The sequence below is a fragment of the Cutibacterium namnetense genome, from assembly GCF_001642025.1.
In the GTDB taxonomy this organism is placed as follows: domain Bacteria; phylum Actinomycetota; class Actinomycetes; order Propionibacteriales; family Propionibacteriaceae; genus Cutibacterium; species Cutibacterium namnetense.
Window position 1 is genome coordinate 20,601 of sequence record NZ_LWHO01000004.1, and the last position, 26,758, is coordinate 47,358.

General features: G+C 59.8%; 29 protein-coding genes and 2 pseudogenes. 6 read left to right on the forward strand and 25 right to left on the reverse strand.

Annotated features, from left to right (window positions below; genetic code table 11):
* The first annotated feature begins 4 nt into the window (after positions 1-4).
* Positions 5-530: pseudogene (locus A5483_RS06810) on the forward strand (methylated-DNA--[protein]-cysteine S-methyltransferase).
* Here A5483_RS06810 and dprA read toward each other — a convergent pair.
* The 20 genes from dprA to A5483_RS06910 all read right to left on the reverse strand — a co-directional run bounded on the left by dprA (position 505) and on the right by A5483_RS06910 (position 18,449).
* Entirely contained in the window at positions 505-1,644 is a 1,140-nt protein-coding gene (dprA, locus tag A5483_RS06815) for a DNA-processing protein DprA (RefSeq protein ID WP_063811357.1), read from the reverse strand. The pseudogene A5483_RS06810 and the gene dprA overlap by 26 nt on opposite strands.
* Complete coding sequence (locus A5483_RS06820) at positions 1,641-3,164, reverse strand: YifB family Mg chelatase-like AAA ATPase (RefSeq protein WP_063811358.1); 1,524 nt, start codon at positions 3,162-3,164, stop codon at positions 1,641-1,643. Before A5483_RS06820 ends, dprA begins: the two co-directional genes overlap by 4 nt.
* Positions 3,161-3,580 (reverse strand): YraN family protein, encoded by a 420-nt coding sequence (locus A5483_RS06825; RefSeq protein ID WP_063811359.1) that lies wholly within the window; start codon positions 3,578-3,580, stop codon positions 3,161-3,163. The genes A5483_RS06820 and A5483_RS06825 overlap by 4 nt, the downstream gene beginning before the upstream one ends.
* 192 nt (positions 3,581-3,772) lie before the next feature.
* Positions 3,773-4,084 (reverse strand): DUF2469 domain-containing protein, encoded by a 312-nt coding sequence (locus tag A5483_RS06830; protein WP_002548287.1) that lies wholly within the window; start codon positions 4,082-4,084, stop codon positions 3,773-3,775.
* Positions 4,081-4,728 carry a ribonuclease HII gene (locus A5483_RS06835; protein WP_081474384.1) on the reverse strand — a complete coding sequence of 216 codons (648 nt, stop codon included), beginning with the start codon at positions 4,726-4,728 and terminating at the stop codon, positions 4,081-4,083. Before A5483_RS06835 ends, A5483_RS06830 begins: the two co-directional genes overlap by 4 nt.
* Before the next feature lie 13 nt (positions 4,729-4,741).
* Positions 4,742-5,557, reverse strand: a complete 816-nt coding sequence (gene lepB, locus A5483_RS06840) for a signal peptidase I (RefSeq protein WP_002548302.1) — start codon at positions 5,555-5,557, stop codon at positions 4,742-4,744.
* A gap of 169 nt (positions 5,558-5,726) precedes the next feature.
* Positions 5,727-6,080, reverse strand: a complete 354-nt coding sequence (gene rplS, locus A5483_RS06845; protein ID WP_002527199.1) for a 50S ribosomal protein L19 — start codon at positions 6,078-6,080, stop codon at positions 5,727-5,729.
* A 249-nt stretch (positions 6,081-6,329) separates the two neighbouring features.
* Entirely contained in the window at positions 6,330-7,103 is a 774-nt protein-coding gene (locus A5483_RS06850; RefSeq protein WP_063811360.1) for a succinate dehydrogenase/fumarate reductase iron-sulfur subunit, read from the reverse strand.
* Entirely contained in the window at positions 7,100-9,127 is a 2,028-nt protein-coding gene (locus tag A5483_RS06855; RefSeq protein ID WP_063811361.1) for a fumarate reductase/succinate dehydrogenase flavoprotein subunit, read from the reverse strand. The genes A5483_RS06850 and A5483_RS06855 overlap by 4 nt, the downstream gene beginning before the upstream one ends.
* Positions 9,127-9,861, reverse strand: a complete 735-nt coding sequence (locus tag A5483_RS06860; RefSeq protein ID WP_082864014.1) for a succinate dehydrogenase cytochrome b subunit — start codon at positions 9,859-9,861, stop codon at positions 9,127-9,129. Before A5483_RS06860 ends, A5483_RS06855 begins: the two co-directional genes overlap by 1 nt.
* 125 nt (positions 9,862-9,986) lie before the next feature.
* The gene (gene trmD / locus A5483_RS06865; protein WP_042842516.1) at positions 9,987-10,706 is read right to left on the reverse strand and encodes a tRNA (guanosine(37)-N1)-methyltransferase TrmD; all 720 of its coding nucleotides are present in this window, start codon (positions 10,704-10,706) and stop codon (positions 9,987-9,989) included.
* A 2-nt stretch (positions 10,707-10,708) separates the two neighbouring features.
* Positions 10,709-11,248, reverse strand: a complete 540-nt coding sequence (rimM, locus tag A5483_RS06870; RefSeq protein ID WP_002548293.1) for a ribosome maturation factor RimM — start codon at positions 11,246-11,248, stop codon at positions 10,709-10,711.
* 109 nt (positions 11,249-11,357) lie between these two features.
* Entirely contained in the window at positions 11,358-11,636 is a 279-nt protein-coding gene (locus A5483_RS06875; protein WP_002548289.1) for an RNA-binding protein, read from the reverse strand.
* 2 nt (positions 11,637-11,638) lie between these two features.
* Positions 11,639-12,082, reverse strand: coding sequence for a 30S ribosomal protein S16 (gene rpsP / locus A5483_RS06880; protein ID WP_063811363.1), 444 nt, complete (start codon positions 12,080-12,082; stop codon positions 11,639-11,641).
* Positions 12,083-12,273: 191 nt separating this feature from the next.
* Complete coding sequence (locus A5483_RS06885; RefSeq protein WP_002548356.1) at positions 12,274-13,437, reverse strand: amidohydrolase family protein; 1,164 nt, start codon at positions 13,435-13,437, stop codon at positions 12,274-12,276.
* A 75-nt stretch (positions 13,438-13,512) separates the two neighbouring features.
* Entirely contained in the window at positions 13,513-15,099 is a 1,587-nt protein-coding gene (gene ffh / locus A5483_RS06890) for a signal recognition particle protein (RefSeq protein WP_002548238.1), read from the reverse strand.
* 75 nt (positions 15,100-15,174) lie between these two features.
* On the reverse strand, positions 15,175-16,317 hold the full coding sequence (locus A5483_RS06895) for an alpha/beta hydrolase (protein WP_063811372.1): 1,143 nt from the start codon (positions 16,315-16,317) through the stop codon (positions 15,175-15,177).
* Between the two features lie 49 nt (positions 16,318-16,366).
* Positions 16,367-17,557, reverse strand: coding sequence for a signal recognition particle-docking protein FtsY (ftsY, locus tag A5483_RS06900; protein WP_063811364.1), 1,191 nt, complete (start codon positions 17,555-17,557; stop codon positions 16,367-16,369).
* A gap of 50 nt (positions 17,558-17,607) precedes the next feature.
* Positions 17,608-17,775 (reverse strand): hypothetical protein, encoded by a 168-nt coding sequence (locus A5483_RS12125; RefSeq protein ID WP_002548340.1) that lies wholly within the window; start codon positions 17,773-17,775, stop codon positions 17,608-17,610.
* A 59-nt stretch (positions 17,776-17,834) separates the two neighbouring features.
* Entirely contained in the window at positions 17,835-18,449 is a 615-nt protein-coding gene (locus A5483_RS06910; RefSeq protein ID WP_193790455.1) for a GtrA family protein, read from the reverse strand.
* A gap of 444 nt (positions 18,450-18,893) precedes the next feature.
* On the opposite strand from A5483_RS06910, the pseudogene A5483_RS06920 reads away from it, so the two are divergent.
* Both A5483_RS06920 and A5483_RS06925 read left to right on the forward strand, forming a co-directional pair.
* Positions 18,894-19,081: pseudogene (locus A5483_RS06920) on the forward strand (toxin-antitoxin system, toxin protein, HicA family).
* Positions 19,081-19,422, forward strand: coding sequence for a type II toxin-antitoxin system HicB family antitoxin (locus tag A5483_RS06925; protein ID WP_063811365.1), 342 nt, complete (start codon positions 19,081-19,083; stop codon positions 19,420-19,422). The pseudogene A5483_RS06920 and the gene A5483_RS06925 overlap by 1 nt, the downstream one beginning before the upstream one ends.
* Before the next feature lie 133 nt (positions 19,423-19,555).
* Here the strand turns inward: A5483_RS06925 and mutM are convergent, their stop codons facing one another.
* The 4 genes from mutM to A5483_RS06945 form a co-directional block, all read right to left on the reverse strand.
* Positions 19,556-20,398 (reverse strand): bifunctional DNA-formamidopyrimidine glycosylase/DNA-(apurinic or apyrimidinic site) lyase, encoded by an 843-nt coding sequence (mutM, locus tag A5483_RS06930; protein WP_063811366.1) that lies wholly within the window; start codon positions 20,396-20,398, stop codon positions 19,556-19,558.
* Entirely contained in the window at positions 20,391-21,131 is a 741-nt protein-coding gene (rnc, locus tag A5483_RS06935; protein ID WP_002548345.1) for a ribonuclease III, read from the reverse strand. Before rnc ends, mutM begins: the two co-directional genes overlap by 8 nt.
* A gap of 10 nt (positions 21,132-21,141) precedes the next feature.
* Positions 21,142-21,333: a 50S ribosomal protein L32 gene (rpmF, locus tag A5483_RS06940; RefSeq protein ID WP_002548322.1), complete on the reverse strand. Its 192-nt coding sequence runs from the start codon at positions 21,331-21,333 to the stop codon at positions 21,142-21,144.
* A 63-nt stretch (positions 21,334-21,396) separates the two neighbouring features.
* A complete protein-coding gene (locus A5483_RS06945) occupies positions 21,397-21,957 on the reverse strand; it encodes a YceD family protein (RefSeq protein WP_063811367.1) in 561 nt (186 codons plus the stop codon).
* Between the two features lie 293 nt (positions 21,958-22,250).
* On the opposite strand from A5483_RS06945, the gene A5483_RS06950 reads away from it, so the two are divergent.
* From A5483_RS06950 to A5483_RS06960, 3 genes are all read left to right on the forward strand, one after another.
* Entirely contained in the window at positions 22,251-23,561 is a 1,311-nt protein-coding gene (locus A5483_RS06950; protein ID WP_002548267.1) for an ABC transporter substrate-binding protein, read from the forward strand.
* Between the two features lie 84 nt (positions 23,562-23,645).
* The gene (locus A5483_RS06955; RefSeq protein ID WP_063811368.1) at positions 23,646-24,602 is read left to right on the forward strand and encodes a carbohydrate ABC transporter permease; all 957 of its coding nucleotides are present in this window, start codon (positions 23,646-23,648) and stop codon (positions 24,600-24,602) included.
* The gene (locus tag A5483_RS06960) at positions 24,599-25,486 is read left to right on the forward strand and encodes a carbohydrate ABC transporter permease (protein WP_063811369.1); all 888 of its coding nucleotides are present in this window, start codon (positions 24,599-24,601) and stop codon (positions 25,484-25,486) included. Before A5483_RS06955 ends, A5483_RS06960 begins: the two co-directional genes overlap by 4 nt.
* A 21-nt stretch (positions 25,487-25,507) precedes the next feature.
* On the opposite strand, the gene A5483_RS06965 is transcribed toward A5483_RS06960, so the two are convergent.
* Positions 25,508-26,518 (reverse strand): LacI family DNA-binding transcriptional regulator, encoded by a 1,011-nt coding sequence (locus A5483_RS06965; RefSeq protein WP_063811370.1) that lies wholly within the window; start codon positions 26,516-26,518, stop codon positions 25,508-25,510.
* Between the last annotated feature and the right edge of the window lie 240 nt (positions 26,519-26,758).

Genomic DNA, 26,758 nt, shown 5'->3' on the forward strand with positions numbered 1-26,758 from the left:
CCAGGTGTCCGGCCCGCTTTCTGCCATGACAGCACAGTCCCAGCGCCGCTTCGACACCGTCATTGGCGAGTTGGAAGTGATAGCCACCCCCAATGGGCTCAGTCGGCTCACTTTCGTTAAGACGGATATGTCACCGTCACCAGCGGTACTGCATTCTCATCGCGGTGGCGACTTGATCTCTCGTGCCATTGCACAGATCACCGAGTACTTGTCAGGATCACGGACGTCATTTGACGTATCGCTGGATCTCTCTGCGACGACGAACTTCCAACGCGCTGTGCTGACCGGCTTGCAGACGGTGCCCTACGGACAAACTGTCAGCTACCGCCAACTAGCGAGCATCATTGGACGACCGAATGCGTCTCGCGCAGTCGGCCACGCCTGTGCATCAAACCCCCTGCCCATCCTTATCCCGTGCCATCGAGTGCTACGCAGTAATGGTCAGCTCGGCGGCTATCTCGGTGGTCCTCGTCTCAAGCGCTTCCTGCTAGATCTAGAGAACTGTCACCTCGGCTGACCTGCTAGCGTGACGGACCACGTGCCGTCGAGGCAACACGCCGCCATGCCGAGTTGCTCGAGAACGGTCAACGCGGTCGTGCACTGCGCAATAGACACCCCAGTCAAAGCCGCCAACTCATCTAGCCCGCACGATCCATGAGCGGGGAGCGCCTCGTGAACAGCGAGTTCAGTGGGGCCCAAAATGTCAGTTGGCAGGGTGTGGCCTGCTGGTCTTTTCGGCTCTGGGGCGAGTTCCCCGACTATCCCTTGGACGTCCTCAGCATCGCGCACCAGGATCGCCTCACCGTCACGGATCAGCTTGTTCGTTCCTGTCGATCGGCTTGAAGTCACTGGCCCGGGGACTGCCATGACAGGATTTCCTAATGCGTTGGCCCAGGACGCGGTATTGATCGCTCCCGACCGCCATCCAGCTTCCACAACGACGGTTCCTATCGTGAGTGCTGCGATGAGCCGGTTTCGGGCTAGGAATCCAGGTCGCGTCGGATGGCGGCCCGGAGGCAGCTCTGAGATGAGGATGCCTGTTTCCGCGATGTGCTCCAACACCGCGATGTTGCCGCGAGGGTAAAGAGTGTCGAGTCCACACGCGAGGACGCCAATAGTGTTTCCGCGAGCTGACAACGCCCCCCAATGAGCAGCCACATCGATGCCGAACGCGCCACCAGATACGACAGTATGGCTCCCGGTTCCATCGCAGTGCCCACGTACCAGCTGGTAGGCCATTTCTACGGCAACGTCCTGACCATAACTACTGGGAGAGCGGCATCCCACAATAGCCACTGACTGCTGTGACATATTGGCGAGGTGAGCAGGCCCAACAACCCACAGCCCCAACGGTATTCCGCCCATTCCAGACTTCGCCACCCGCGCGAGGCTGTCGAGACTTGTAGGCCATTCCTGATCCCCCGGAATGAGAAACCGCATCGCAGCCTGTTCTGACCGCTCGACGAGTCGACCGACGTCGAGCGATTTAGCTCGTTCATGCCATCTTTCGCCAGAATCGGTGAGTAGTTGCCGCCACAGCCCCTCGGCGGTCATCTCACATAGCCGATTTGCCGTCGTAACACTCCCGGGTTCGACTGCTGCTGTCAGAGCGGCACGCGCCAGTCTTTCGTCAGTCCACATCATCGCAACCTCCCTCGTCGCATCCCCATGGCCTCCGCCACACATGACTTGTCAACCTCGTCCTTGCCCGCAAGGTCGGCCACCGTCCAAGCGATTCGCAGCACTTTGTCGACGCCTCGCGCCGTGAGCCGTCCGGTCGTCAGAGCATCTTCGATGATTCGAGTGGCGTCATTGGCCGGCAACATCTGTCGTAAGACTTTTCCTGGCACCTCGGCGTTGCATCGCCAGGGAACTTCCTGCCATCGGGCGGCAGCACGCTCACGGGCTTGCGCGACCCGCGCGTGCACCGTTGCACTAGATTCCCCCGCCGCCAGAGCTGATGCGTCAAGCAGATGCGCTGACGTCAGCGGCCGCATCCGTACTGTGACGTCCACTCTGTCAAGGATCGGGCCCGAAAGCCGGCCTGAATACCGGCGAACCTGTTGCGGAGTGCACGTGCATCGTCCCGATGGGTCATCGGCCAGCCCACACGGGCATGGATTGAGCGCCATAACAAGCTGAAACCGAGCCGGGAATGTCGTGTGTGCCTGGGAGCGTCCAATGACGATTTCCCCAGTCTCCAGTGGCCCGCGCAGCGAGTCCAGCACCTTCGGCGCGAACTCCGGAGCCTCGTCGAGGAACAACACTCCCCGATGCGCCAGCGAGATAGCTCCGGGTTGGGCAATACGGGCTCCCCCGCCGACCATCGCCGCCATCGACACCGAATGATGAGGTTGAGCTAGTGGGGGCCTCGTCATGAGATGCCCGCTCCCTCGTCCGGCCAAGGAATGCAGCGCGGTGACTTCGAGGGCGTCACGGTGATCAAGTCGGGGAAGAATCCCAGGTAACCGTCGTGCCAACATGGATTTCCCACAACCTGGAGCGCCACGCAGCAGAATGTGGTGACGACCGGCTGCCGCTACTTCCAGGGCTCGGCGCGCCTCATGCTGACCGATAACCTCCGCTAAGTCTCCGATCCCCGGATCCATCTCGGGTGGTTCCACAATGGGGTCATGAGGCGGCAACGCTGGACGGCCGTGTAGCACGTCGACGACATCCCCCAGATGGCCCACTGGCCAGATCGTTAGCCCTCCGACCAGACTGGCCTCATCCCGTTGACTAGTCGGCACTACCGCCCGCTCAAACCCAGCCTCCCGCGCCGCTAACAACGTTGGCAGCACACCGCGCACAGGTCGTACTCGGCCGTCCAGCCCAAGTTCTCCAATCAGAACCGTCGATCGCAGGAGAGTCTGTGGCACCTTTCCGTCAGCAGCCAGCGTCGCTGCAGCGATGGCCAAATCAAAATGGGTCCCGGCTTTCGGCAAACCAGCTGGCGTGAGGTTGATCGTCAGCACATTGCTAGGCCACGACAACCCCGTCGCACAGACAGCTGCTCGGCATCGATCCCGGGCCTCGTGGAGGGCCGCGTCTGGCAGGCCGACGAGCACGGTGCGTGGCAGTCCGGACGAGATTGCGGCCTCCACCTCGACCATGGAGCCTTCCATCCCCACCAACGCGACCGACCACGCACTTGCCCCGGTCACCGGATACCTCGCACATGAGTGATGGATGGCTTAGTACCTGGGCGCACCATGACACCGATGGCGTCAATCCGCACCGAATGGGCCCCCTCATCCTGGCTAACCAACCACGTCAGTGCTAGTTCGTGAAGCTTACGGACCTTCGCCGTCGTAATGGATTCCAGCGGGTCCCCGAAGCCAGTGCCTGATCTGGCCTTCACCTCGATAAAGACGACGGTTTGGCCCTCACGCGCGACGAGGTCAATCTCTCCCACATCACACGCCCAGTTGCGCGCGATGATCGTCCATCCCAGGGACTCCACATACTCAGCGGCAAGATCCTCGCCCCACGCACCGAACGCGGGTCTGCCACCATGGCGCCCACGCAGCGCAGCTCCACGCGGGGTCGTCAGCTCTGCTGACAATGGCTTAGGTGTCATCGTTCACCACCTCCGACAACAGTTGTCGTCGCAGAGCGCCTGATTATTCAGTTATCCACAGATCAATGTTTGGGAATCATGAACGTCACTAGTTGTCCACAAGTTCCCGACTCGGGGTGGCAAGACCACGCGATGCTCAATCGTTCAAGTCGCATCGCTAGTCAGGTAGCGTCGAGGAATGCGAGCCTGAGGTTACTTTGACGGCACTTCGTCAAAGTCAGGATGCACGATCTCCTCGATGGACACATCGCGGAAGGTAAGAACCTTAGCGCTTTTGACGAACCTGGATGGCCGGTACATGTCCCATACCCAGGCGTCCGCCATAGACACCTCGTAGTAGACGTCGCCCCCCTCAGTGCGAACCTTGAGATCGACGACGTTACACAAATAGAAACGTCTCTCGGTCTCCACGGCATATTTGAAGATCCCGACGACGTCCTTGTACTCGCGGTAGAGCTCCAGCTCCATCCGATTCTCGTACTGTTCCAGATCTTCGGCACTCATGATGAATGAAGCCTAGCTGCTCGTCGCACATTGGCGTAGCTCATCCGGTGTTGACGAGACGGTCCTAGCTCCTCCAGGTGACGCTGGTGCAAGGCAGTCGCGTATCCCTTGTGCACCGCAAAATCGTATCCAGGAATCTCGGCGTCCATAGCAACCATGATGCGGTCCCTGGCCACCTTAGCCACGATGGAAGCGGCCGCCACGCACGCACACACCGAATCGCCCTTCCACATTCCCAGATCGGGAACCGTCAGCCCATCGACCGGGAAGCCGTCCGACAGCACGTATCCCGGCTCAATTCCCAGCCGCGCCACGGCACGCCTCAAGCCGCTGATATCTGCCTCTTGCATTCCCAACCGATCACACTCGTCGGCCTCTACACGTACCCACGACACCGCCAAAGCTTTATCCATGATGACGTCAAACAGGGCCTCGCGCTTGGCCACAGATAGTGTCTTGGAATCTGCTAGACCCACAATCCTGCCGGATCTGCGATCGTCAAGGATGACAGCTGCGGCAACCAATGGCCCTGCGCACGCGCCCCGGCCCGCCTCGTCGCATCCGGCCACGGGTCCAAGACCGGCCCTGGTGAGGGCCCGTTCATGGCCCATCGGTCCCCGCCCGACTCGCACCATCGCCGTCATGGCACCCGTCCCGTCACTTAGGAGAGCACGTGTCACCGACGCAAATGCGCGCCTTGCTTGGAGCTGACGACGACCTATCCGGGATTCCCTGGAAGGTGTCGGGGGTCCCCAGACTGTCAATGCGGTTGAGCGGCATGAGAATGGCTTTCGCTGGCCCTACAACGTCGTCAAGCGGTACGAACCCAGGAGCGCCCGTGTACTCGTCCGGATCAAGGTCCTGGAGGTGATAGCGCGAGTCACCCGAAGCATTGCGGTGATCCCCTAAGACGAACATTCGCCCCTGAGGAACAGTGACCCGAAACTTCATCGCCGAGGGTTTAACCGTCTCGCCATTTTCGGAGTACAAGTAAGACCGCTCGTCGAGAGCCTTACCATTAACCGTCACTTGGCCGTTGATGTTGCAGCAGGCAACAGTGTCCCCGGGCATGCCGATCACTCGCTTGATGAGGTAATTCGAGCTCGTGTTAGGCAACAACCCGACGAATTCGAGGATCTGCCCTGGAACAGAGCGGCGATCCTGGGCAGCGGGTAACCAATGCTCGGTGTCTTTGAACACGACAACGTCGCCACGGTGGAAATCCGCAGCTTTCACAGCGATTACGCGGTCACCTACCTGCAAGGTGTTTTGCATGGACTTCGACGGAATGACAAACATCTGACCGATGAAGGCACGCAGCACAGCGGAGATGATGAGAGCACCGACGACAATCAGAGCAACTTCGATGGCCCCCGACCTGAAGCGCTGCCATCCAGACGCCTGCTCCCCAGCACCCTCAGACTCCTTGGTGCCGCCGTTTGCAGCCCGTTGCGCCTGGTAGTCATCCGCCACGGCAAAACCTCTCCCTCGTCCCGGCGGGAACGTCCCGTCGGGTGCCATCCTGCAGTGTAACCAACCCATAAACTAGGCCGCATGATGGCGTGCTAGCCCATCCATAGATACCAGTAGAAGCAAAAACGGGGCTTCGCCGTAGCGAAACCCCGTTGCTGTCAAGACGACGTCAGCGAGCTGCGCCCTTCTCCTTGATCTTGGCAGCCTTGCCGCGCAGGCCACGCAGGTAGTACAGCTTGGCGCGGCGAACGGCACCGTGGCGATCAACCTCGATCTTGTCAATGATCGGAGAATGCAGCGGGAAGGTACGCTCGACGCCGGTTCCGAAGCTCAGCTTGCGGACGGTGAAGGACTCCTGGACGCCACCACCGGTACGCGAGATGACGGTTCCAGCGAAGACCTGCACGCGGGTGCGGCTACCCTCAACGACCTTGACGTGGACCTTCACCGAGTCACCAGGACGGAACTCGGGAATGTCGTCGCGCATCGAAGCCTTGTCGATCTCGTCGATGATGTTGCTCATGGTGTTTCCTCGCCGGTGCCACAGGTCACCTGGTGTTCGTGTTCAAAACATGCTGTTCCCCGTGCTCCGGACGATCCCCCTGCGGCAGGAGCCGGACACAGACAACAGCAAGATATTTTTCCATACCCACAGCCCCGGCACCAAATCCACCGCGCCACAACCGGAAAGCATCGCAATGCCTCACAATACGCCTGGGCTTCGGCACCTTGAGGTGCCGAAGCCCAGGACGTCGACCACGGAGGTCAGAACTCAGTCGTCCTTGCCGTCATGCTTGAACAACGAGGCGATGAGATCGCGGTTGAGCTGGCTGATGGATTCCAGCGGAATGCCCTTGGGGCAAACCGAGGCGCACTCACCAATGTTGGTGCAGCCACCGAACCCTTCGGCGTCATTCTGGGCAACCATGGCCTTAGCACGGCGCATCCGCTCCGGCTGACCCTGCGGAAGCATGGCCAGGTGGGTGATCTTCGCCGCGGTGAACAGCATTGACGAACCATTCGGGCATGCGGCCACGCAGGCGCCACAGCCGATACAAGTAGCAGCGTCGAACGAGCGGTCAGAGCGCTTCTTGTTGACCTGGACGGCATGAGCATCCGGAGCCGCACCGGTGTTCACCGAGATGTAGCCACCAGCCTGGATGACATGATCGAGGGCCGAGCGATCCACGATGAGGTCACGCAGGATCGGAAAGGCGCCCGACTTCCACGGCTCGATCGTGATGGTCGAGCCATCGGCGAAGGATCGCATATGCAGCTGGCAGGTCGTGGTGCGCACCGGCTGGGCGACGCCCATGCCACCGTGCGGCACGCCGTTGATAACGACGCCACACTGACCACAGATGCCCTCACGGCAGTCTGAGTCGAAGGCCACGGGTTCCTCGCCCTGAGCGGTGAGGTTCTCGTTGAGCATGTCCAGCATCTCGAGGAAGGACATGTCGCCGGAGACACCGTCAAGGGTGTATTCGACGAGGCGACCCTGATCCTCAGTGTTGCGCTGGCGCCAGATTCGCAGGTTGATCTTCACTTGTAGCTCCTCTGCTTGACCTGGATGGACTTGTAGACCAGCGGCTCCTTGTGCAAGGTCGGCTTGTGGCCTTCGCCAGTCCACTCCCAGGCAGCGACGTACTGGTACTCGTCGTCGTGACGCAGGGCTTCGCCCTCTTCGGTCTGAGACTCAGCGCGGAAGTGACCACCACAGGACTCGCGGCGATGCAGAGCGTCGATGCACATCAGCTCACCGAGCTCCAGGAAGTCAGCGAGACGACCAGCGCGCTCGAGGGTCTGGTTGAGCTCCTCGTTGACGCCGGTGACCTTGACGTTGGTCCAGAACTCATTGCGCAGGTTGCGGATGAGACCGATGGCCTTGATGAGGCCGGCCTCATTACGCTCCATGCCGCAGTACTCCCACATAATGTGGCCGAGTTCCTTGTGAATAGAGTCGACGGTACGGGTTCCGTTGATCGTCAGAAGCTTGTTGATGCGGCTCTCAACGGACTGACGCGCCTCGACCGCAGCCGGGTGCTTCTGATCAACCTTGCCGAACTTCGGAGAGTCCGCCAGGTAGTCGGTGATGGTATTGGGCAGCACCCAGTAACCATCTGCCAGGCCCTGCATCAGGGCCGAAGCACCAAGTCGGTTAGCGCCATGATCGGAGAAGTTAGCCTCACCACAGACGAACAGACCCGGGATGGTCGACTGCAAATCGTAGTCAACCCACAGACCACCCATGGTGTAGTGCACAGCGGGGTAGATACGCATTGGAACCTCATACGGGTTCTCGTCAGTAATCCGCTGGTACATGTCGAAGAGGTTGCCGTACTTCTTCTCGACAGCATCCCGCCCCATGCGCTGGATGGCCTCAGAGAAGTCGAGGTACACACCACGAGAGCGCATGTGCTCGGTGCCGTCAGCATCGACCTCGCGAACCTTCGGTCCGACTCCGCGGCCCTCGTCACAGCGATACTTGGCCTGCCGGGAAGCAATGTCTCGAGGAACCAGGTTGCCGAAGGACGGGTAGATGCGCTCCAGGTAGTAGTCGCGATCTTCCTCGGGGATGTCGCGAGGATCCTTTTCGCAATCTTCCGCGCGCTTCGGCACCCAGATACGACCGTCGTTACGCAGCGACTCCGACATCAGGGTCAGCTTCGACTGGTTCTCGCCATGCACCGGGATGCAGGTCGGGTGAATCTGGGTGTAGCACGGGTTGCCGAAGTAGGCACCCTTACGGTGGGCACGCCACGAAGCGGTGACATTGCAGCCCATAGCGTTTGTCGACAGGAAGAAGACGTTGCCGTAGCCACCGGTAGCCAGGACGACGGCATCGCCGAACCACTCTTCAATCTTGCCAGTGACCATGTCACGAGTCACAATGCCGCGAGCACGACCGTCTGCGACGATGAGCTCGACCATCTCGTGACGAGTGTGCATGTGCACGGTGCCGGCGTGGACCTGACGCTCGAGGGCCTGATAGGCGCCGATGAGCAGCTGCTGACCCGTCTGACCACGAGCGTAGAAGGTGCGCTGCACCTGGACGCCACCGAAGGAACGGTTGTCGAGCAGACCACCGTACTCACGGGCAAACGGAACACCCTGGGCGACGCACTGGTCGATGATGTTCGCGCTGACCGCAGCCAAACGGTAGACGTTCGTCTCGCGGGACCGGTAGTCGCCGCCTTTCACGGTGTCATAGAACAGGCGGTAGATCGAATCACCGTCGTTCTTGTAGTTCTTCGCAGCGTTAATTCCGCCCTGGGCTGCAATGGAGTGAGCGCGACGCGGAGAGTCCTGATAGCAGAAGTTCTCAACGCGGTAACCGGCCTCACCGAGAGTTGCGGCGGCGGCGCCACCAGCCAGACCAGTGCCAACAATGATGACGGTCATCTTGCGGCGGTTAGCCGGGTTGACCAGACGAGAAGTGAACTGACGATCAGTCCAAATCTTTTCGATCGGAAGATCGTGGTTGGCTTTCGTGTCGCAGATCTCGTCGCCGGTCGTCCAGTACTGGTCAGCGAGAGCGGCGTTGTTATTGGATGCAACTGTTGCAGTCATCAGGAAACCACCCCGAACAGGATCAGAAAAGGAGGAGTCATGAAGCCCACGAGGATCACGATGGCGACGATCCAGGAGCATACGCGCAGCACAGTGCGAGCGGTACCGGAGACGTTGACACCGAGAGTCGCGAAGGCACTCCAGAAGCCATGGGAGATGTGCATGCACACCGCGATGATGGCGATGAGGTAAATGAGCACGAACCACCAGTGACTGAACGCCGTAAGCACCATCCCTGCACGTCCAGCCTCATCGGTAGGCGGGTTGTGAAGCAGGCCAGGGCTGATGGTGAACTGCAGCAAGTGGAGGATGAGGAAGGCGAGGATGATCCAGCCACCCCAGAACATCGTGCGGGCAGCGTAGGTGTTCTCCGGTGAGAGGTTCTTCTTGACGGAGTAGCGCCCGGCACCACCAGTTCCGATGTTGCGCTGCTTGTTGACGCGGATCGCCGACCAGATGTGCAGCACGACTGCCAGCAGCAAGAACATCCGGAAAATCCACAGGAAGGAATCACCTGGCAGGATCGGATTGAGAATCGTGCGCAGGAAGCCTGCGTAACGGTTGAAGTCCTCGTTGCTAGCGAGCACCTTCAAGTTGCCGAACATGTGCATGAGCAGGAAGAGGATCAAGAATAGTCCGGTGACGGCCATGAGGACCTTCGCCGCGACAGTAGATCGTACCGCTCTCTGATGAGTAGTAAGTGTTGTAGTCGCCACGGAGCAAACATTAGCCAATTCCCAGCCCCTGTGCGCCGCTGCCCCCTCTGTTTTCGAAAATCACCAGCAAACCGCGATCCACTAGGGATTTTACTTCTGATTATCGCAACGTTTTTGGTTCGAATTTGCTATGGTTAAAGCACTCAATGGATTCCGCTAGAGTCGGAATCCGTCAGATCAGGGCGCCGCTCACGAGTCAGCCGGACTGACTCGTCGCGACGCCAACTTGCGATCCGGCCATGATGGCCGCTCATAAGAACCTCAGGGACATCAAGACCACGCCATGAGACCGGCCGAGTAAACAGCGGATACTCCAACAAGCCGTCTTGTCCAGCCGAGAACGACTCTTCCGCTAAGGACTCCGGGTTACCCATGAATCCGGGCACCAGCCGGACTACAGCTTCAGTGATCGCCAGAGCCGCTACTTCTCCCCCATTGAGCACGTAGTCTCCGAGGCTCACCTCGTGAACAGTCCACATCGAACGCGCATAATCGATCACGCGGTGGTCGATCCCCTCGTACCGTCCACAGCAGAACACGATCCGCTGTGCTGATGACAGCTCCGCAGCAGCGGACTGGGTGAATGGCGTACCTGACGGGGCGGGGAAAATCACATGGACTGACGGGTCTGACTCAGTGCCGATGATCTCGTCGAAGGCTTCCCCCCACGGGTCAGGCTTCATGACCATGCCCGCACCTCCGCCACACGGAGTGTCATCCACCGTGCGATGGCGATCGTGGGTCCAGTCGCGCAGGTCGTGGGCATGAATCTCCACCAGGCCGTTGATGGCTGCCTTGCCCACTAGCGATATGTCGAGGACGTCAAAGTAGGCCGGAAAGATCGACAGGTAGTCGAGCCTCATCGTCACCTCGCCTCTTCGGCGTTCGAATCGAGCAGCCCAGGAACACTGCTGACCACTATCCGCCCGGACGCCACATCGACGGTGGGGACGAGCTGGTGGACGAAAGGCACCAGGTGTTCCGTCCCATCTACGTCAATCACGAGCACATCTTGGGCTGGCATATGAAGCACATTTTTGACAATCCCGCGGGCATTACCAGATTCGTCAACCACTGCCAACCCACGCAACCGCCGGTCCCAGAACTCATCGGGGTCATCGGGATCCTCGTTGGCCTCAACATCAACGACGAGAATGGATCCGCGCAGATCTTCTGCCCCATGACGATCACTCACCTCGTCAAAGGCGACAATAAGGCTGCCTTTGGCCCAGCGGGACCGCACAACCGTCAGATCTCGCTTGCCTCCCTCAACACGCACGGTAGCACCTATCCCGAACCTCTCATCTGGTTCGTCAGTGCGCACCTCAACGACAACGTCGCCTCGCAACCCGTGGGCACGGCCCACCCGTCCGACGACGACCTCCACCGTTGCCGTTTGTTCCACTGTGACTCCTGAGAATGATGGGGAATAAACAAAAATACTGCTAAACAGCACATGGGCCGCAGCCCCGCCAAAGCGGGACCACAGCCCATGCTGCCACTAGACTGGCGGCTCAGTGACGACGGCCACGGTGGTCGGAACGCCGTCCCGAACCATGCCGATCAACGTCAACGAAGTCGATCCTGATCTGCTCGTCACCGGCCAGCGCACCAATGACCGTGCGCAGTGAAGAAGCCGTACGGCCCTGACGACCGATGACCTTGCCGATGTCGGAAGGATTGACGCGTACCTCGAGCATTCGGCCGCGCCGCAGGTCCTTCTCACGGACCCGGACGTCGTCAGGGTTGGCGACGATGCCAGAGACGAGGTGTTCCAGGGCATCGGCGAGCACGATCAGGCCTCAGCCTTCTCGCCACTGTTACTCCCAGCTGCCGGCTCGGCAGCCTCATCAGCAGTGGGCTCCTCGGACTTCTTGGTAATAGCTTCGCGCGGAGCCTCGTCGGCTTCGGCCAGGGCAGCGTTGAACAAGTCGTCCTTGTTGGGGCGCTCGGGCTGCGGGGTCACGCCGGAAGGCGAGGTATCGCCGGTGAACTTCTGCCAATCACCAGTGCGCTTCAGCAAAGCAACAACAGCTTCAGTCGGCTGAGCACCAACGCCGAGCCAGTACTGCACGCGCTCGGAATCGATCTCGATAACCGACGGATCGGACTTGGGATGGTACTGGCCGATCTCCTCAATGGCACGACCGTCGCGCTTGGTGCGCGAGTCCATAACAACAACACGGTAGTGCGGGGTACGGATCTTGCCGAGACGCTTCAGACGAATTTTAGTAGCCACGTGTGTGGTAACTCCTGTAGTGAGACGCCCGGGACGAAACCCGGGAAGTTGCGGGTGAGCACGGATACGACGTGGGGACATCGCCCCCGAACTCGGGTGGAACCATCCGCCGATAAGAGAGGGCACCGAACGGACAGAAGCTCTCGAGAGTATGCCACAGGTAGGCAGATTGACGCGAGCCGGGACGAATCTCACCTGATAACCACTCGTCCCCTCAGCAGGATGTAGCTGGGAGATTCCAGCACCCCCACGTCGATCCTCGGGTCACGGTCAAGGACGAGGAGGTCCGCGGAGTCGCCAATACCCAGCTGCTCACCGCCCAACCACGCACGAGCCCGCCAGGACGCCGCACCTAACGCCATCTCCGCTCCCCCGACGGCGGCCAACAACCGAACCTCGGAGGCAATGAGGCCGTGCTTGATGGTGCCGCCGGCGTCGGTTCCGGCATAAATCGGCACTCCGGCATCCCAGGCCTTGGCAATCGTTTCACGACGGTGAGCATGGAGGTGACGCATGTGAGCGGCATATTTCGGGAACTTGCCGTCCGCTTGAGCGGCGATGGACGGAAAGGTCTCAATGTTGATCAAGGTCGGGACGAGTCCGACCCCGCGCTCAGCCATAGTGGCGATCGTCTCGTCGGTGAGCCCGGTGCCGTGCTCGATACAGTCGATGCCGGCGTCCACGAGCTGCGCAGGGGCTTCTTCGGAAAAGCAGTGCGCAGTGACGCGAGCACCAAGCTCATGAGCACGAGCTATGGCAGCTTGGGCGATATCTGCGGGCCACAGCGGAGCGAGATCCCCCTCACCGCGGTCAATCCAGTCGCCGACGAGCTTGACCCAGCCGTCACCAGATCGGGCCTGACGATCGACCTCGGTGACGAGTTCTTCCGGATCCACCTCGGCTGCGTAGTTACGGATGTAGCGCTTAGGACGGGCGATGTGGCGTCCGGCACGAATGACTCGCGGAAGGTCGTCGCGATCGTCGATCCAGTGGGTGTCGCTGGGAGACCCAGCATCGCGGATGAGAAGAGTGCCCGTCTTCGTCTCGGTCCGGGCCTGCTCCTCGGCGGTCTCCCCATCAACGGCGCCGTGAGCATCCAAACCAATATGGTTATGGGCGTCAACCAAACCGGGAATGATCCAACAGCCGTCAGCCAAGGTTCGAGCGCCTGGCAGCGGCCCTTCTACCAGGACTCCATCGTGAACCCACAGTTCACGCTCTTCCCCGTCGGGTAGCACAACACCCCGGATACGCAGATCCTCAGCAGGAGCGGTTTGGGCTTCAGGGGCCACATGGGTATGAGTCCATCCGTCGTGGGTGTGGGTGTGGAACAGCGGCTGGGTGTCCTCGGTCATGGCCCCATCGTGTCACGAGGTCGAGGCAGACGTGACGTCAAACCCTCGACCTCGTGACACATTGCCGACGCAGACTCAGCGGGGCCCCTTGTTCGTTTGGTTGAACATCTGTTGCATTGACGGCGGCATCTGGAATTCACTCATTGCCTTCTGCAAGTCTTCCTGGCTAGGTTGTTGCTGACCCTGCAGCCCGAACGCTTCACCGCTGTTGTGCTGCGGCTTCTTTGCGCCTTGACGAGCCTGGGCAGCACGCTTGGCGGGATTACCAGAGCCTTTACGGTTCTTCTGCTTCTTCTTCGACTGCTTGGAAGCACGTTTAGCCATCGATCCCATCATGCGCCCAGCACCAGGACCCATCATCTGGCCCATCTGGCTCATCATCTTCCGAGCGTCAACAAAGCGATTGACCAGGTTGTTGACGTCACGAACCTCAACGCCAGACCCGTTAGCAATACGGGCACGACGCGACCCGTTGAGGATCGACACGTCGGCACGCTCGGCCGGAGTCATCGCACAGATGATGGCCTCAATGCGGTCAATCTCGCGCTCGTCGATGTTCTCAACCTGGTCCTTCATCTGGCCGACACCAGGGAGCATGCCCATGATCTTGGACATCGGGCCCATACGACGCATCTGCCGCATGAGACCAAGGAAGTCATCGAGACCGAACTCCCCCTTGCCGGCCATGAGCTTAGCCGCAGCCGCCTGAGACTGCTCCTGATCGAAAGCTTTTTCGGCCTGCTCGATAAGGGTGAGCATGTCGCCCATATCGAGGATGCGCGAGGCCATCCGGTCAGGATGGAAAACGTCGAAGTCCTTAAGACCCTCACCGGAGGAGGCAAACATGATCGGCTTGCCCACTACGCGAGCAATGGACAGAGCTGCGCCGCCACGAGCATCGCCGTCAAGTTTAGTCAAGACGACGCCGTCGAATCCGACTCCCTCTTGGAAAGCCACCGCGGTGTTGACCGCATCCTGACCAATCATGGCGTCAACGACGAAGAGGGTCTCATCTGGGTCGGTAGCAGCCTTGATGTCAGCCGCTTGAGCCATCATCTCGGCGTCGACGCCCAGACGACCAGCGGTATCAATAATGACGACGTCGTAGAGCTTGTGCTCGGCCTGTGCGACGGCATTGCGGGCTACCTGGATGGGATCCCCAACTCCGTTGCCAGGCTCAGGGGCGAAGACATGCACCCCGGCACGCTCACCGACCACCTGTAGCTGAGTGACGGCATTGGGGCGCTGAAGGTCACAGGCGGCCAACAGCGGAGAATGGCCCTCTTCCTTGAACCACCGCGCCAATTTACCTGCCAAGGTCGTCTTGCCGGCACCTTGGAGGCCGGCAAGCATGACGACCGTCGGAGGAGTCTTCGCAAACCGAACCGTGCGGGTCTGTCCACCGAGGATCTCGACCAGTTCCTCGTTGACAATCTTGACGATCTGTTGAGTCGGATTGAGCGCTTTGGAGAGCTCCTCGCCGTGACAACGCTCTTTAACAGCCGCCACGAATTCCTTGACGACCGATAAGTTGACGTCGGCCTCAAGCAGGGCGATACGAATCTGGCGAGTCGTGGCATCGATATCGGCATCGGTGAGACGCCCCTTACCACGCAATCCTTTGAAGGTTGATGCGAGGCGGTCTTGGAGAGTGTCGAACACGGTTGTCCTTCAGCGCGCTAGTTCCTTACCGGGACAGACTACCGTCCCGGCCTCGATAATGACGCCCAGCAGTAATCACAGCCCGAACTGGCCAAGCCATTGCAGGGACTGCTCGGCATACGGTGCGTACACACTGACGCGGTGTCCGCCACCCGGAAGCATGATAAACGCGAACTGCTTCATGCCTTTAGCGACATGGTAAAATTGACCGCCGTCCGGGCCGACCTGCCCGTTGGAGACCACCGGTTCACGACCAGGCCCCCAGCTCTGTAAATCGTTGGGATTGAGCACGGACAGAAACCGCACGGTGCGCTCAACCTTGCGCTCCTGAACCCTACGCACCACCGAGTTCTTGGCTGTGAAGGGTCGGGCCATGCTCGCGATGCGCGGATTCTCAAACATCGGATGGTAGTACCCGCCCAAAGAGAACCCGGCATTGAAAGTTCTGGGGTATTTGGTCGACAGATTGGCAGCGCAGTAGCCACCGGTGCTCCACCCACTGATGAACCGCGACCCGCGCTCGTGACCGACCCGGTAGTGCGACTCGATCTGCGGGATGACAGTCTTCATAATCCACGATTCGTGCTTGTACGGGCCAACGTCAACGCACTCACTGTCAATGCCATTGCGGATCCTGCCTGGCAAAAACACGATGACGAAGGGATTAACCTTCCTGCCCTTGATGAGCTCGGTTGCTGGATCTATCAGGTTGATCGACTGGTTGTCATGCGCGCCGGTGTCATTGACGCCCCCGATGTAAAACAGCACCGGGAATCGGGTGCCATGTTCAGATTTTTCAAAGTACTGGGGCGGAAGCCAGACCTGAACGTACGCATATTGGGCATCGGCACCGGGCATCGTCATGCCCGTCACCTGCCCGTCGGGATGGGGATTGGACTTACTGATCGGAATATCCTTGACCCTCGTGCGTCGGATCGGCACCAGATCATGAACTGGCCCCTCTGGTTGAACCTCTCCCAACAGGTCAGACCACGACGTGAAAAACCCATATTCGCGGTTGGTGTAAAGAAATACGCCGGTGATCAGTAAGGCCTGCGCGAGCAGAATCACCACGAGATGGCCGAGACCGCGCAGGATCTTGCGCCACCAGCTTCCCGTACTCATAACCGTTCGCCAGGTGACGAAAGCTAGAGGTAAAGCGAAGGCCGCAACAAGCACCGTTACACACAGCTTGTGGCTGAGAATACTAACCATCATGACCCCACAGGTCGGGGCACACCACGTGATATCTGTCACTTATCGGACCTCAGTGCTCGGCAGGATCGTCACCCATGAGACCGGTAACAAAGTCATCAGCATCAAAGGGGGCCAGGTCGTCAGCGCCCTCGCCAAGACCGATAAGCTTGACCGGCACTCCTAGCTCACGCTGCACCTGAACAACGATCCCACCTTTCGCGGAGCCGTCAAGCTTTGACAACACGATGCCAGTCACGTCGACGACCTCCGAGAAGATGCGAGCCTGGGCCAAACCATTCTGCCCCGTGGTGGCGTCCAGGACAAGTAACACTTCGCTCACCGGTGCCAGCTTCTCGATGACGCGCTTGACCTTGCCCAGCTCGTCCATGAGGCCAGCCTTGGTGTGAAGCCGGCCAGCAGTATCAACGAGCACGACGTCAACACCCTCATCGATGCCAGCCTGAACGGCCTCGTAAGCAACGGAGGCAGGATCAGCGCCTTCGTCCTTGTGGATGGTGCGCACACCAACGCGCTCTCCCCATGTCTCCAACTGCTCGCCAGCAGCGGCACGGAACGTATCTGCTGCGCCAAGGAGGACCGTCTTTCCCTCGGCAACAAAGACACGCGCCAGTTTGCCGCAGGTAGTCGTTTTACCCGTGCCATTGACCCCCACCATGAGGACGACGGACGGTTTGCCTTCCGGGTGATCTAGGTTAATAGACCGATCCGTGTCCGGTCCGACAAGATCGACCAGCTCACGGTGCAGGACCTCGCGGGCATGAGCCGGGTCAGAGATACCATCAATAGCCAACTCCGAACGCAGTTTCTCGACGAGTTCCGTCGTCGGACCAACGCCCAGGTCGGAGGTAATGAGGGTGGTCTCGAAGTCGTCCCAGGCCTCATCGTCGAGCTTGTCAGCGCTCAGCAACTCGGCCAGGCCACGAGCAAGTGCGTTGTTGCTGTTGGCCAACCGGCGACGCAGTCGGGCCATCCGTGACCCTGGCGCCTCGGGCGTCTCGACCGCTGGTCCGGCGATCTGCGATGTTTCTGGCTCCGGGTGCTCCACAGCAGTCGCGCCACCGGCCTCAGACTCCACTTCGGGAGCTGCTTTCCCACCTTCCGTGGGAGCCGGGGGCACTTGGGCAGGCTTAGACCCCTCACGCAGAGCCTTACGCCGCGAAATCCCAGCAGTGACGGCGGCAACCACCGTCACCAGGATAAGTATGCCGAAGATGATCCAGATCAGGATTATGGGGTTCACGTTCGCCGATATTAGTCGGTCAGCTCACAAAACCACGAGGATGATTCGCCTCAGCGACGTCGAACACCGCTGAGATCTTCCCCAACACGGGTCGCGGTGTGACGCCAAAAGCTGGCATCGGGATCGGCACCAGGATGGCGTAGCCCCAACATCACCACAGCGCAGACGCCCAGGGCGACCGCGAGAATCAGGACCATCGCAATGATGAAGATGACCATCCGAGAACGACCTTTCCGTCAGGGTACGCAAATGCAGAGTACCCGAGATGCCGCGCTCCCTAGCGCGACTCGGCTACCTTGTCGTCATCAAGACTTTCGGGAGTCACCGCACAGGCAGCCACCGGACGCTCTCCGGAGTGCTTCACCGTTCGGAAGGTCCACAACTTATTGACGACGAAGTTGATAGGCATTGTCACGACGATGGCGAAGATCTGGGACCAGTACTCGCGTGACTGGATCCCCCTCCCCTCGTTAAACCACGGCTCGGGCAGGTAAATCGGAGAGGTCGGGTTAGTAAAGAAGATCTTGATAAACATACCGATGATGGCGGCTACCGATCCCACGGCAAAGAAAGGCCAGAATTCACGCCACCATCCTCGCCGGTACTCCCGCTTGAACGTCCAAGAACGGTTGAGTTGGAAGTTCGTAATGTTGGCCACCACGAAACCGACTAGCCACACCAGACTAGTGAAGCGGAAATTCCACTCGGTACCCGCAAAGTTAAACAGGATGTCCTGGGCATGCTCAGTACCGCCGTTCGCCTTATTCATGATGATGGCGACGATGATGTTGACCAGAAACCCAGATCCACCGACGACCCCGAACTTGATGAATTCAATCAAGTGACGCTTCTTGATGCGTCTCCCCGCAGGTGTCGTCGACTCAGTAATCACTCCCGATATAATAGACCCGATACTGAGACACCTGAAAACACGGGCCACGTCCTCTCGGCCATATCCGATTGAGAGCGGGGCTGATGCGTCCAGAAAGGCGCAATCGCCGGCATCTCAGACACCGGTACGAGCTCCGGTTAGTGAAGTGCTCGCGCACCATCGGGGTGCCACAACGCTTACAAGGCTTATCCTCTCGCCCCATAGGCATCAAGCGACCGATCAGGTAGCCCAACTACATCAGCAATGCACGTTGATACGTCAAACGAGTCTTACCTTCTCTTGTTCGGCGACGCGAACATCGGATCGGGCCAGCAGCTATCTCCAGCAGCCCCGCCTCTAGGACGCCAGTCACTTCTCTCTGGTACCACATGTAGTACCATTGAGCCATGTCAAGCGTTGCCAAGATCCTCGCTTCCATGCGAGCCAATCCACGCAACATCGACTATGCCGACTTGTTCCGCGTGTGCGAGGAGTTCTTCGGAGCAGCCAGGAACACCGGCGGCTCGCACGCCGTCTTCAAGACCCCATGGCCCGGCGACCCGCGGGTCAACATCCAGAACAACCACGGCAAGGCCAAGGCATACCAAGTCCGACAGGTGCTCCAAGCAATCGAGAAGTTGAAGGAACAGTGATGAGCCAGACGATCATCGACCCCGCACGCTACAGCTTCCGCGTGACCTGGTCCCCCGAGGACGCCGAGTTCATCGCCACGTGCGTCGAGTTCCCCTCGCTGTCGTGGCTGGCCGGTACGCCCGAGGAAGCGCTGACTGGGCTGCGGATCGTCATCGACGAGGTCATCGACGACATGCGCGCCAATGACGAACCTGTGCCCGAACCCCTGTCCACCCGGCACTACTCCGGGAAGTTCCAACTCCGACTTGGCGAGGACCTGCATCGGCGACTCGTGATCGAGGCTGCAGAGCAGCACCTCAGCCTGAACCAGTACGTCACGCGCAAACTGGCCGTCTCCTGAGCACCAGAAATGTCACTCGTCCCGAGCGCAATTCCTGGGCAAGCCGCAGTCACTTCAATCGCTAACTCCGCAGGCAGGACGGAGACCCCGCCTACTATTTACGATTCAACTTCACAGATGCGGCCACCCAGGATCACCGTAGTCTCTGACACCTCGGGCACCGGAACGAGCTCCGGTTCATGAAAGACTCGCGTACGATCGGCGTCCCACATCGGGGGCAGGGCTCATCCTCCCGGCCGTAGGCATCCAAAACGCGGGAAAACCACCCCGGTTCCCCGTTGACGTTGACATAAAGGGAATCGAAAGAGGTACCGCCCTGAGACATGGCCTCTGCCATAACATCGCGGGCCGTCTGTAACAATTCCACCGCTTCGGATTGGCTCAGGCGAGAGCACGGCGTCTCGGGGTGACGGCGGACCCGCCAAAGAGTTTCGTCGGCATATATATTGCCGATCCCGGAGACGAGGGTCTGATCGAGCAAACTCCTCTTAATGGTGGACCTGCGTGCGCACAGCCGTCGCGCTACCTCGTCAGCGTCGAAGCACTCCTCAAATGGATCGGGAGCGATATGGGTCACCGGACCGGGGATACCGTCAAGGAGCGGGGTCAGGGTCAATCCGCCGAAGGTGCGCTGGTCGAGGAAGCGCAGGTCACGACCTTCGTCGAGGGCGATGACAATGCGGGTATGGCGATGCTGCGGGGCATGACGGTCAACGACACGGAAATGACCGCTCATGCCCAGATGAGCCAATAACGCGGTGTCATCATCAAGGACGAACCACAGATACTTACCTCGACGGCTCACGGCAGTGAGTTGACGACCGGTCAAGACCGTCTCGAAAAATGCGGCATCCTCTGGTTCACCGCTGGGACGCAGACCGCGAGCATCAACGACATCGACGCTCTCGACGACAGCCGGAATGACGAGATTTTCAAGCCCGGCTCGAACTGTCTCAACCTCAGGGAGCTCAGGCACCTGTGCGAGAGTCTGGCTTCAGCGCACAGACAGCAAGGCGAGCCGCACCTTGCTCCGCCTCTTTCTTGTTGTGGCCGGTGTAGGCAGCATGCAACTTCCCGTCCACATTCGCTCTGGCACAGTAGCGACGATTGTGGTCTGGTCCGGATCCGACGATCTCATATCGCGGAGCATCAAAGCCATGCTCAGCGCAGTACTCCTGCAAGACCGTCTTCCAGTCAGTGCCCGCGCCGGAGCGATTTGCCTCGTCAACGAGGGGATCGAAGAGGTGGTGGACCAGGCGCAGCGCATCCGGAAGCCCGGACGACACCTCAACAGCACCCAACAGTGCCTCGGTAGTGTCGGCGAGGATCGACGTCTTGTCGTGGCCGCCAGTACGTTCCTCTCCTCTGCCCAATTTGATCCGAGGACCAATGCCGAGTTGCCGGGCGAGCTGCCCTAACGAGACAGTGCTCACAACGGCCGACCTCAACTTGGCCAGCTGACCTTCGGGCTTATCTGGGAACGCTCGGTACAAATAGTCCGTGACGCCAACCTCAAGGATGGCGTCACCTAAAAACTCCAGCCTCTCATTCGTGGGAATCCCACCGTTTTCGAAGGCATACGAGCGGTGTGTCAGCGCAAGATCGAGGAGCTGGGGATCACATCGGATTCCCAACTCCTCGAGAAGGGCAAGGAAAGGCCAACCCTCAACGTCGGGGCGACCGATATTCTGGTCCCTGCTTGCGTGCACGGCGTCGATCTCAGACCTCGACAACCTGACGGCGGTCACCGCGAGCGCCGTATCCGCCGCATGAGGGGCAGGCAGTGTGAGGCAGGTGTTTCTCGCCGCAGGCCGGGTTGGCGCAGGTCACGAGTTTGGTGGCAACCGTTTTCCACTGCGAACGACGGTGCCGGGTGTTGCTGCGGGACATCTTCCGCTTCGGGACGGCCACAATCTTCTCCTTGGTGTGCTTCAGGGGCGGCACCCGCGCACGGCGGCTGCCTATGGGGAACGTTCAGGACCGATCCAAGTCATCCTCGCCGACCAGACCCTTAAGGGCCGCCCAGCGTGGGTCGATCCGATCCGGATGGTCATGCCCAGGATCATCGTTGAGGTTGGCGCCACAGTCTGGGCATAGCCCGGCACAGTCATCGCGACACAGCGGGCTGAACGGACAGTTCAACACGACCGCGGCGCGCACGACCGGGTCAAGGTCGATAGTCTCCTCGGCACTGACCCGACTGGCATCCTCCTCGGCCTCCTTGTCGGGGTAGAAGTACAGCTCCTGGACGTCAAGAAGGAGTTCCTCCTTGAGGGGATCCAAGCAGCGAGAGCACTCCCCCTTCAGGGTGGTCTCGACGGTCCCGGTCACGAGAACCCCCTCTCCAACCGACTCCATGCGGAGATCAAGTTCGAGCGGAGAGCCCTCGGGAACGCCGATCATGTCGACACCGAGATCCGCTGGAGCGGGTACCGTCCGTTGAACCCGGATCATCTGACCCACTTGCCGACGCAACGAATGAGTCTCGAGAACGAGACCCGAGTACGCGTCGGGGTGGCGATGGGTGGTGTTCATCGCAAAGATCCCTTCGACCAGTGGAACACGACGACGTCATGACCGGCTAACTACTCTACATGGTCGCTTCGGCTGGAACCAAAATCTTAGGTTCTCCATGCGGGTGCATGCGTGCCCCCGACCCGAGGGCGCCGCCACAGGCAGAGTAACGCTGACCGTGCTAGCCGCCCGAACACCTTGACGGTCGACTCAGGTTCGAGCAATACTGTACTAAAGCGTATTAGTTTGGCAAGAACCGGCACCAACGGTGGTGCTGGATCCTAGGACCCATTTCTGAGGGAAGAGGCAAGATCATGGGAAACCTCACCATCGGTCGACGTCAGCTGCTCGGCGGCACCGCTGCGCTAGCGTCCGTGCTCGCTGCCAGCGCATGTGGCATGAGTGGCTCGAATGACAAGTCGTCGAGTCAGGCATCTATTAATCCCTCCGCCAAACTCGAGGGCAGCATCCAATTTCAAACCTGGTCCCTCAAGAACGAGAAGTTCACTCCCTACTTCGACAAGCTCGTCAAGTCCTTTGAAAAGGAGCATCCCGGAACCACCATCAAGTGGGTCGACCAGCCGGGCGAGGGATATGAGGAAAAAGTCCAGCAGCAAGCCACCGCTGGACAGCTTCCCGATGTGGTCAACATACCGCCAAACTTCGCGTGGCAGCTTTGCAAAGCTAACAAGGTCATGGACCTCAAGAAGGCTGACGCAGCAGCCATCGATAAGTACACGAAGGGCGGCATTGACGCCTATAGCTTCGACGGTTACGACGGCGTCTACGGCTACCCGTGGTACCTCGGAACTGACCTGAACTGGTGGAACACCGAAGCTTTCGAAAAGTACGGTCTCGATCCCAAGAAACTACCAAGCACGCTTGATGAGCTTTATGCCCAAGCGATCACGATGGCCGAGAAGTCCCACGGCACGATGCCCCTCATCTCCACCGCGCCAACTCTCGGTGATCTTGCCGCCCAAGGTGTCGAGGTCTACAAAAACGGAAAATTCACCTTCAACACCGACCAGGCCGTCGGGATCATCCAGAAGTATGTCGAGCTTTACGCCAAGAAGGCTATGCCCCCCGAAGTGCTGCAGAACAATTACCTCGGTAACTCGAAGCTATTTATCCAGGGCAAGGTAGCGTGGACCACTGGCTCGGCCTCCTTCCCCGTCGACCTCAAGAAGAAAGCGCCTAACCTCCTCCCCCACGTCGCCATGACCGCACACATCGGCGTCCCACCGTTGTTCGTGCAGGGCATCTGCGTCTCCGCAGACTCGAAGAACCCCAATCTGGCCCTGGCATTCGCCCAGTACGCCACCAACAACGCCAACCAGGTCGATTTCGTCAAACTTGCACAGGGCTTCCTGCCGGGAACCAAGGAAGCCAATGAGAACCCAGACTCCTTCACCTCCGTCATCTCCGATCCGCAGATGAAGAAAGCTGCCGAAGCCCTTGCCGACGAGATGAAGACCGCCAAGATCGGTGAGCCCATGGCCTACACCGACGCCATGAAGACCTATGTCGGTCAGCAGTTCTCCTCGGCAATGCGAGGCGATGCCTCGGCTAAGGACGCGCTCGACACCGCCGTCAAGTATTGCAACGACCACCTCGCCAAGTGATCTTCCTGCTGGCTCCGCCCTGCTGCGGGGCCAGCAGGATCGTCGTCGACATCGCCTACCTACCTCGCCCAAGGATTGCACTCCATGAACTCCCACCGCTGGTACACACCGTGGTTGTTGGTGGCTCCGGCAGTCGTGTGGACCGTCGTGTTCGCCCTCTACCCCTTCATCAACACGATCATCCTGTCCTTCACGAACACCCGACCACTCGTCGGCGGGCAGTTCATCGGCTTCGCGAATTACATCGAACTGTGGCACGACGACATGTTCTGGAATGCCATGGGGACGACATTCGTCTACGTCATCGTCTGCATACCACTGTTGACGATCTTGCCTCTGCTGCTGGCCCTACTGGTCGAGAAGAAGATCCCAGGTATTTCGTTTTTCCGCACAGTCGCGTATTTCCCCGTCATCGCATCGGTCGTCGTGGTCGCCCTTATCTGGAGTTGGATGTTCGATTCACGCGGCCTCATCAACCAGTCCCTGCAATGGATGGGCGCTACCAGTAGCCCCATCCCCTTTCTCGTTGATCGCTGGAAGCTACTCGGCTGCGCGATCCTGCTTACGGTGTGGAAAGGCCTCGGCTACTACATGATCGTCTACCTCGCGGCGCTGGGAAACGTCGATCACGATCTCCACGAAGCGGCTGCCCTGGACGGTGCGGGCACCTTCCAGCGATTCCGCAACGTCACTATTCCCGGCATCCGCCCCGCAATGGTCCTCATCATTGCCCTCAGCGCGGTGTCCGGCATGAGGATCTTCTCCGAGCTCTATGTCCTCACCAACGGCACGGGTGGCCCAGGCGGGGAGGATTCCAGCCTGGTCATGGTTATTAAGCAGGTCGGAACCGGACTGTCTGGACAACTCGGATATGCCTCGGCCATATCAGTGGTGTTGTTCTTCCTCACACTCATCCCATTGACGGTCATCGGTTGGGCCAACAACAAGGACCTTCAATCAGGACGTCGGACCAGACGGGGACAGAGCCGCACTCACCAGACCGCCGCTATCCAGAACGCCACCAAGGAGACGATGGCATGAGCACCGCAAGGGCAACCTCCCAGAAACCGTGGCGCAGCCGACGCGCTTTTGACCCGACCCGCCCCACCCTGGCCGGGCTCATCGGGCGTTACCTCCTACTGGTCTTCGTCGTCATCATCTCGATCGGACCGTTCTTGTGGCAGCTCTCAACCTCCCTCAAAGGCGTCAATGAAAACATCTACTCATTTCCGCCCCACCTCATCCCGCAGGAATTCAGTATTGACGCGTACCGACGCGTTGCCCATGTGGTGCCAATATTCCGGTACGCCTGGCATTCAGTGATCGTCGCCGCAGTCTGCGTCGTCGGCAATGTCGTGCTAGCCTCGCTGGCCGGTTACGCACTGACCTGCATGAAGTTCCGCGGCAAGAAAGTCGTGATGGCCATCCTGCTGTCGGTTCTCCTGCTGCCGGGCGAAGTGACGCTGACCAGCCAGTACCTCGTCATCAAAGGTATGGGTCTTGCGAATACGCTCACCGGCGTGGCCATTCCGGGTATCGTCGGCGCCATCAACGTCCTGCTCATGGCGACCGCCTGTGGAGCCGTCCCGCCATCGGTTTTAGACGCCGCAACCGTTGACGGGGCGAGCACGTGGTCGAAGATTCGCCACATCGTATGGCCCAACATCAAGGGCATGGCGTCCGTGGTCGCGGTGTTCTCGTTCATCGGGGCTTGGGACGACTTTCTGTGGCCGCTGGTCGTCCTCAACGATCCGGACAAGTACACGCTGACGGTCGGTATGCAGTACCTCAGCTCGACGATGTCCACTGATCCGCGCGAGGTCGCAGCCGGCACGGTGATCGCCCTCATCCCCATCATTATCGTCTTCGCGTCCATGCAGAAGGTGTTCTTCCGCGGAGTTGAGGGTGGTGGGGTCAAAGGTTGAGACCACCATCGTGTCGATCCCTTACCGGGCCTGGCTGGTGGATCCTCTCACAACGAGTTCAGGGGGTTGCTCAGTGACGTTGTCGACATCGTCACCGCTAATGATTCCCATCAGCATGGTGACGCAATCCCGGCCTAGGACCGACGGATCTCGTCGCAACGCGGTGATTCCTGGTGACATCACCCGACATGCCGGAGAGTCCTCAAACGACACCACCGAAACGTCAGTGGGAACCTGTAACCGGCGCTCGGCGACGGCAGCCAGACCACCCAGCGTCAGCACCTCGTTGTCGTAGACGATCGCGGTAGGACGATCCTCGGTCTCCAGCAGCGCGCTGGTCTCTCGCAACCCGGACTGCTCAGAATAATCTGTTGCCGCTGCCTCGATAACGACAACCTTCAGCCTCTCGGCTTCCTGAGCGAAGGCTCGTCGCCGAACCATACTGTGCTCGAGAGCAGGGTCACCACCGATGTGGGCAATACGACGATGACCTTGATCAACCAAGTGAGTGGCGATGCTTCTGACAGCGGCTGCGTCATCGATATGCACACCAGGCAACGGCGTGTCACTCATAGCGCCAACAACCGTGCACGGCATCTTGATCTGTGCCATAAGCGGCCACCGCGGATCGTTGCGGGCCGGATCGACGAGGACCACACCGTCAACCCGTCGCTGCGCCCACCACTGACGATGGACCTCGCATTCCTCCTCACGTGACGCAACCAACTGCAACACCAAAGCGGTGCGTGCGGGAGTGAGGACCTCCTCCATGCCGGCAATAAGGTGGAGAAAGAACCCTTCACCAGCGAAGCTGCGATCATCGCGCGCTATAACAAGTCCGACGGCTCCAGCCCGATTGGCCGATAACGCTCTCGCGGCCACGTTGGGACGCCATCCCAGATCTTTGGCCACAGCCTTCACCCGGGATCTCGTAGCCTCGGAAACGCCCGGCTTGTCATTGAGGGCGAAAGACACTGCGCCAGGAGACACACCGGCAACCCTGGCGATATCCTTGATCGTCGTCCTGTCCATAAAGCCACGCTCCTTCCCGAAGCATAAATGCTCTGTCGGGCGAGCCCACAGGGCGTCGTCACCTGAGGCTTACTGCCTCGACCCGCGCAGCATCATTTTAGGCCTATTTAGAGGAATAGGTAAAACGCTTCAATATCCTTTCGGATTGATCTTGCCAATGACATACCCGTCCCGAGAGAAGGAGCCTCTAGCACACAGAGCTATCCCGCCCCAGATGAAACGCGGGGGGGGGGGGGGGGA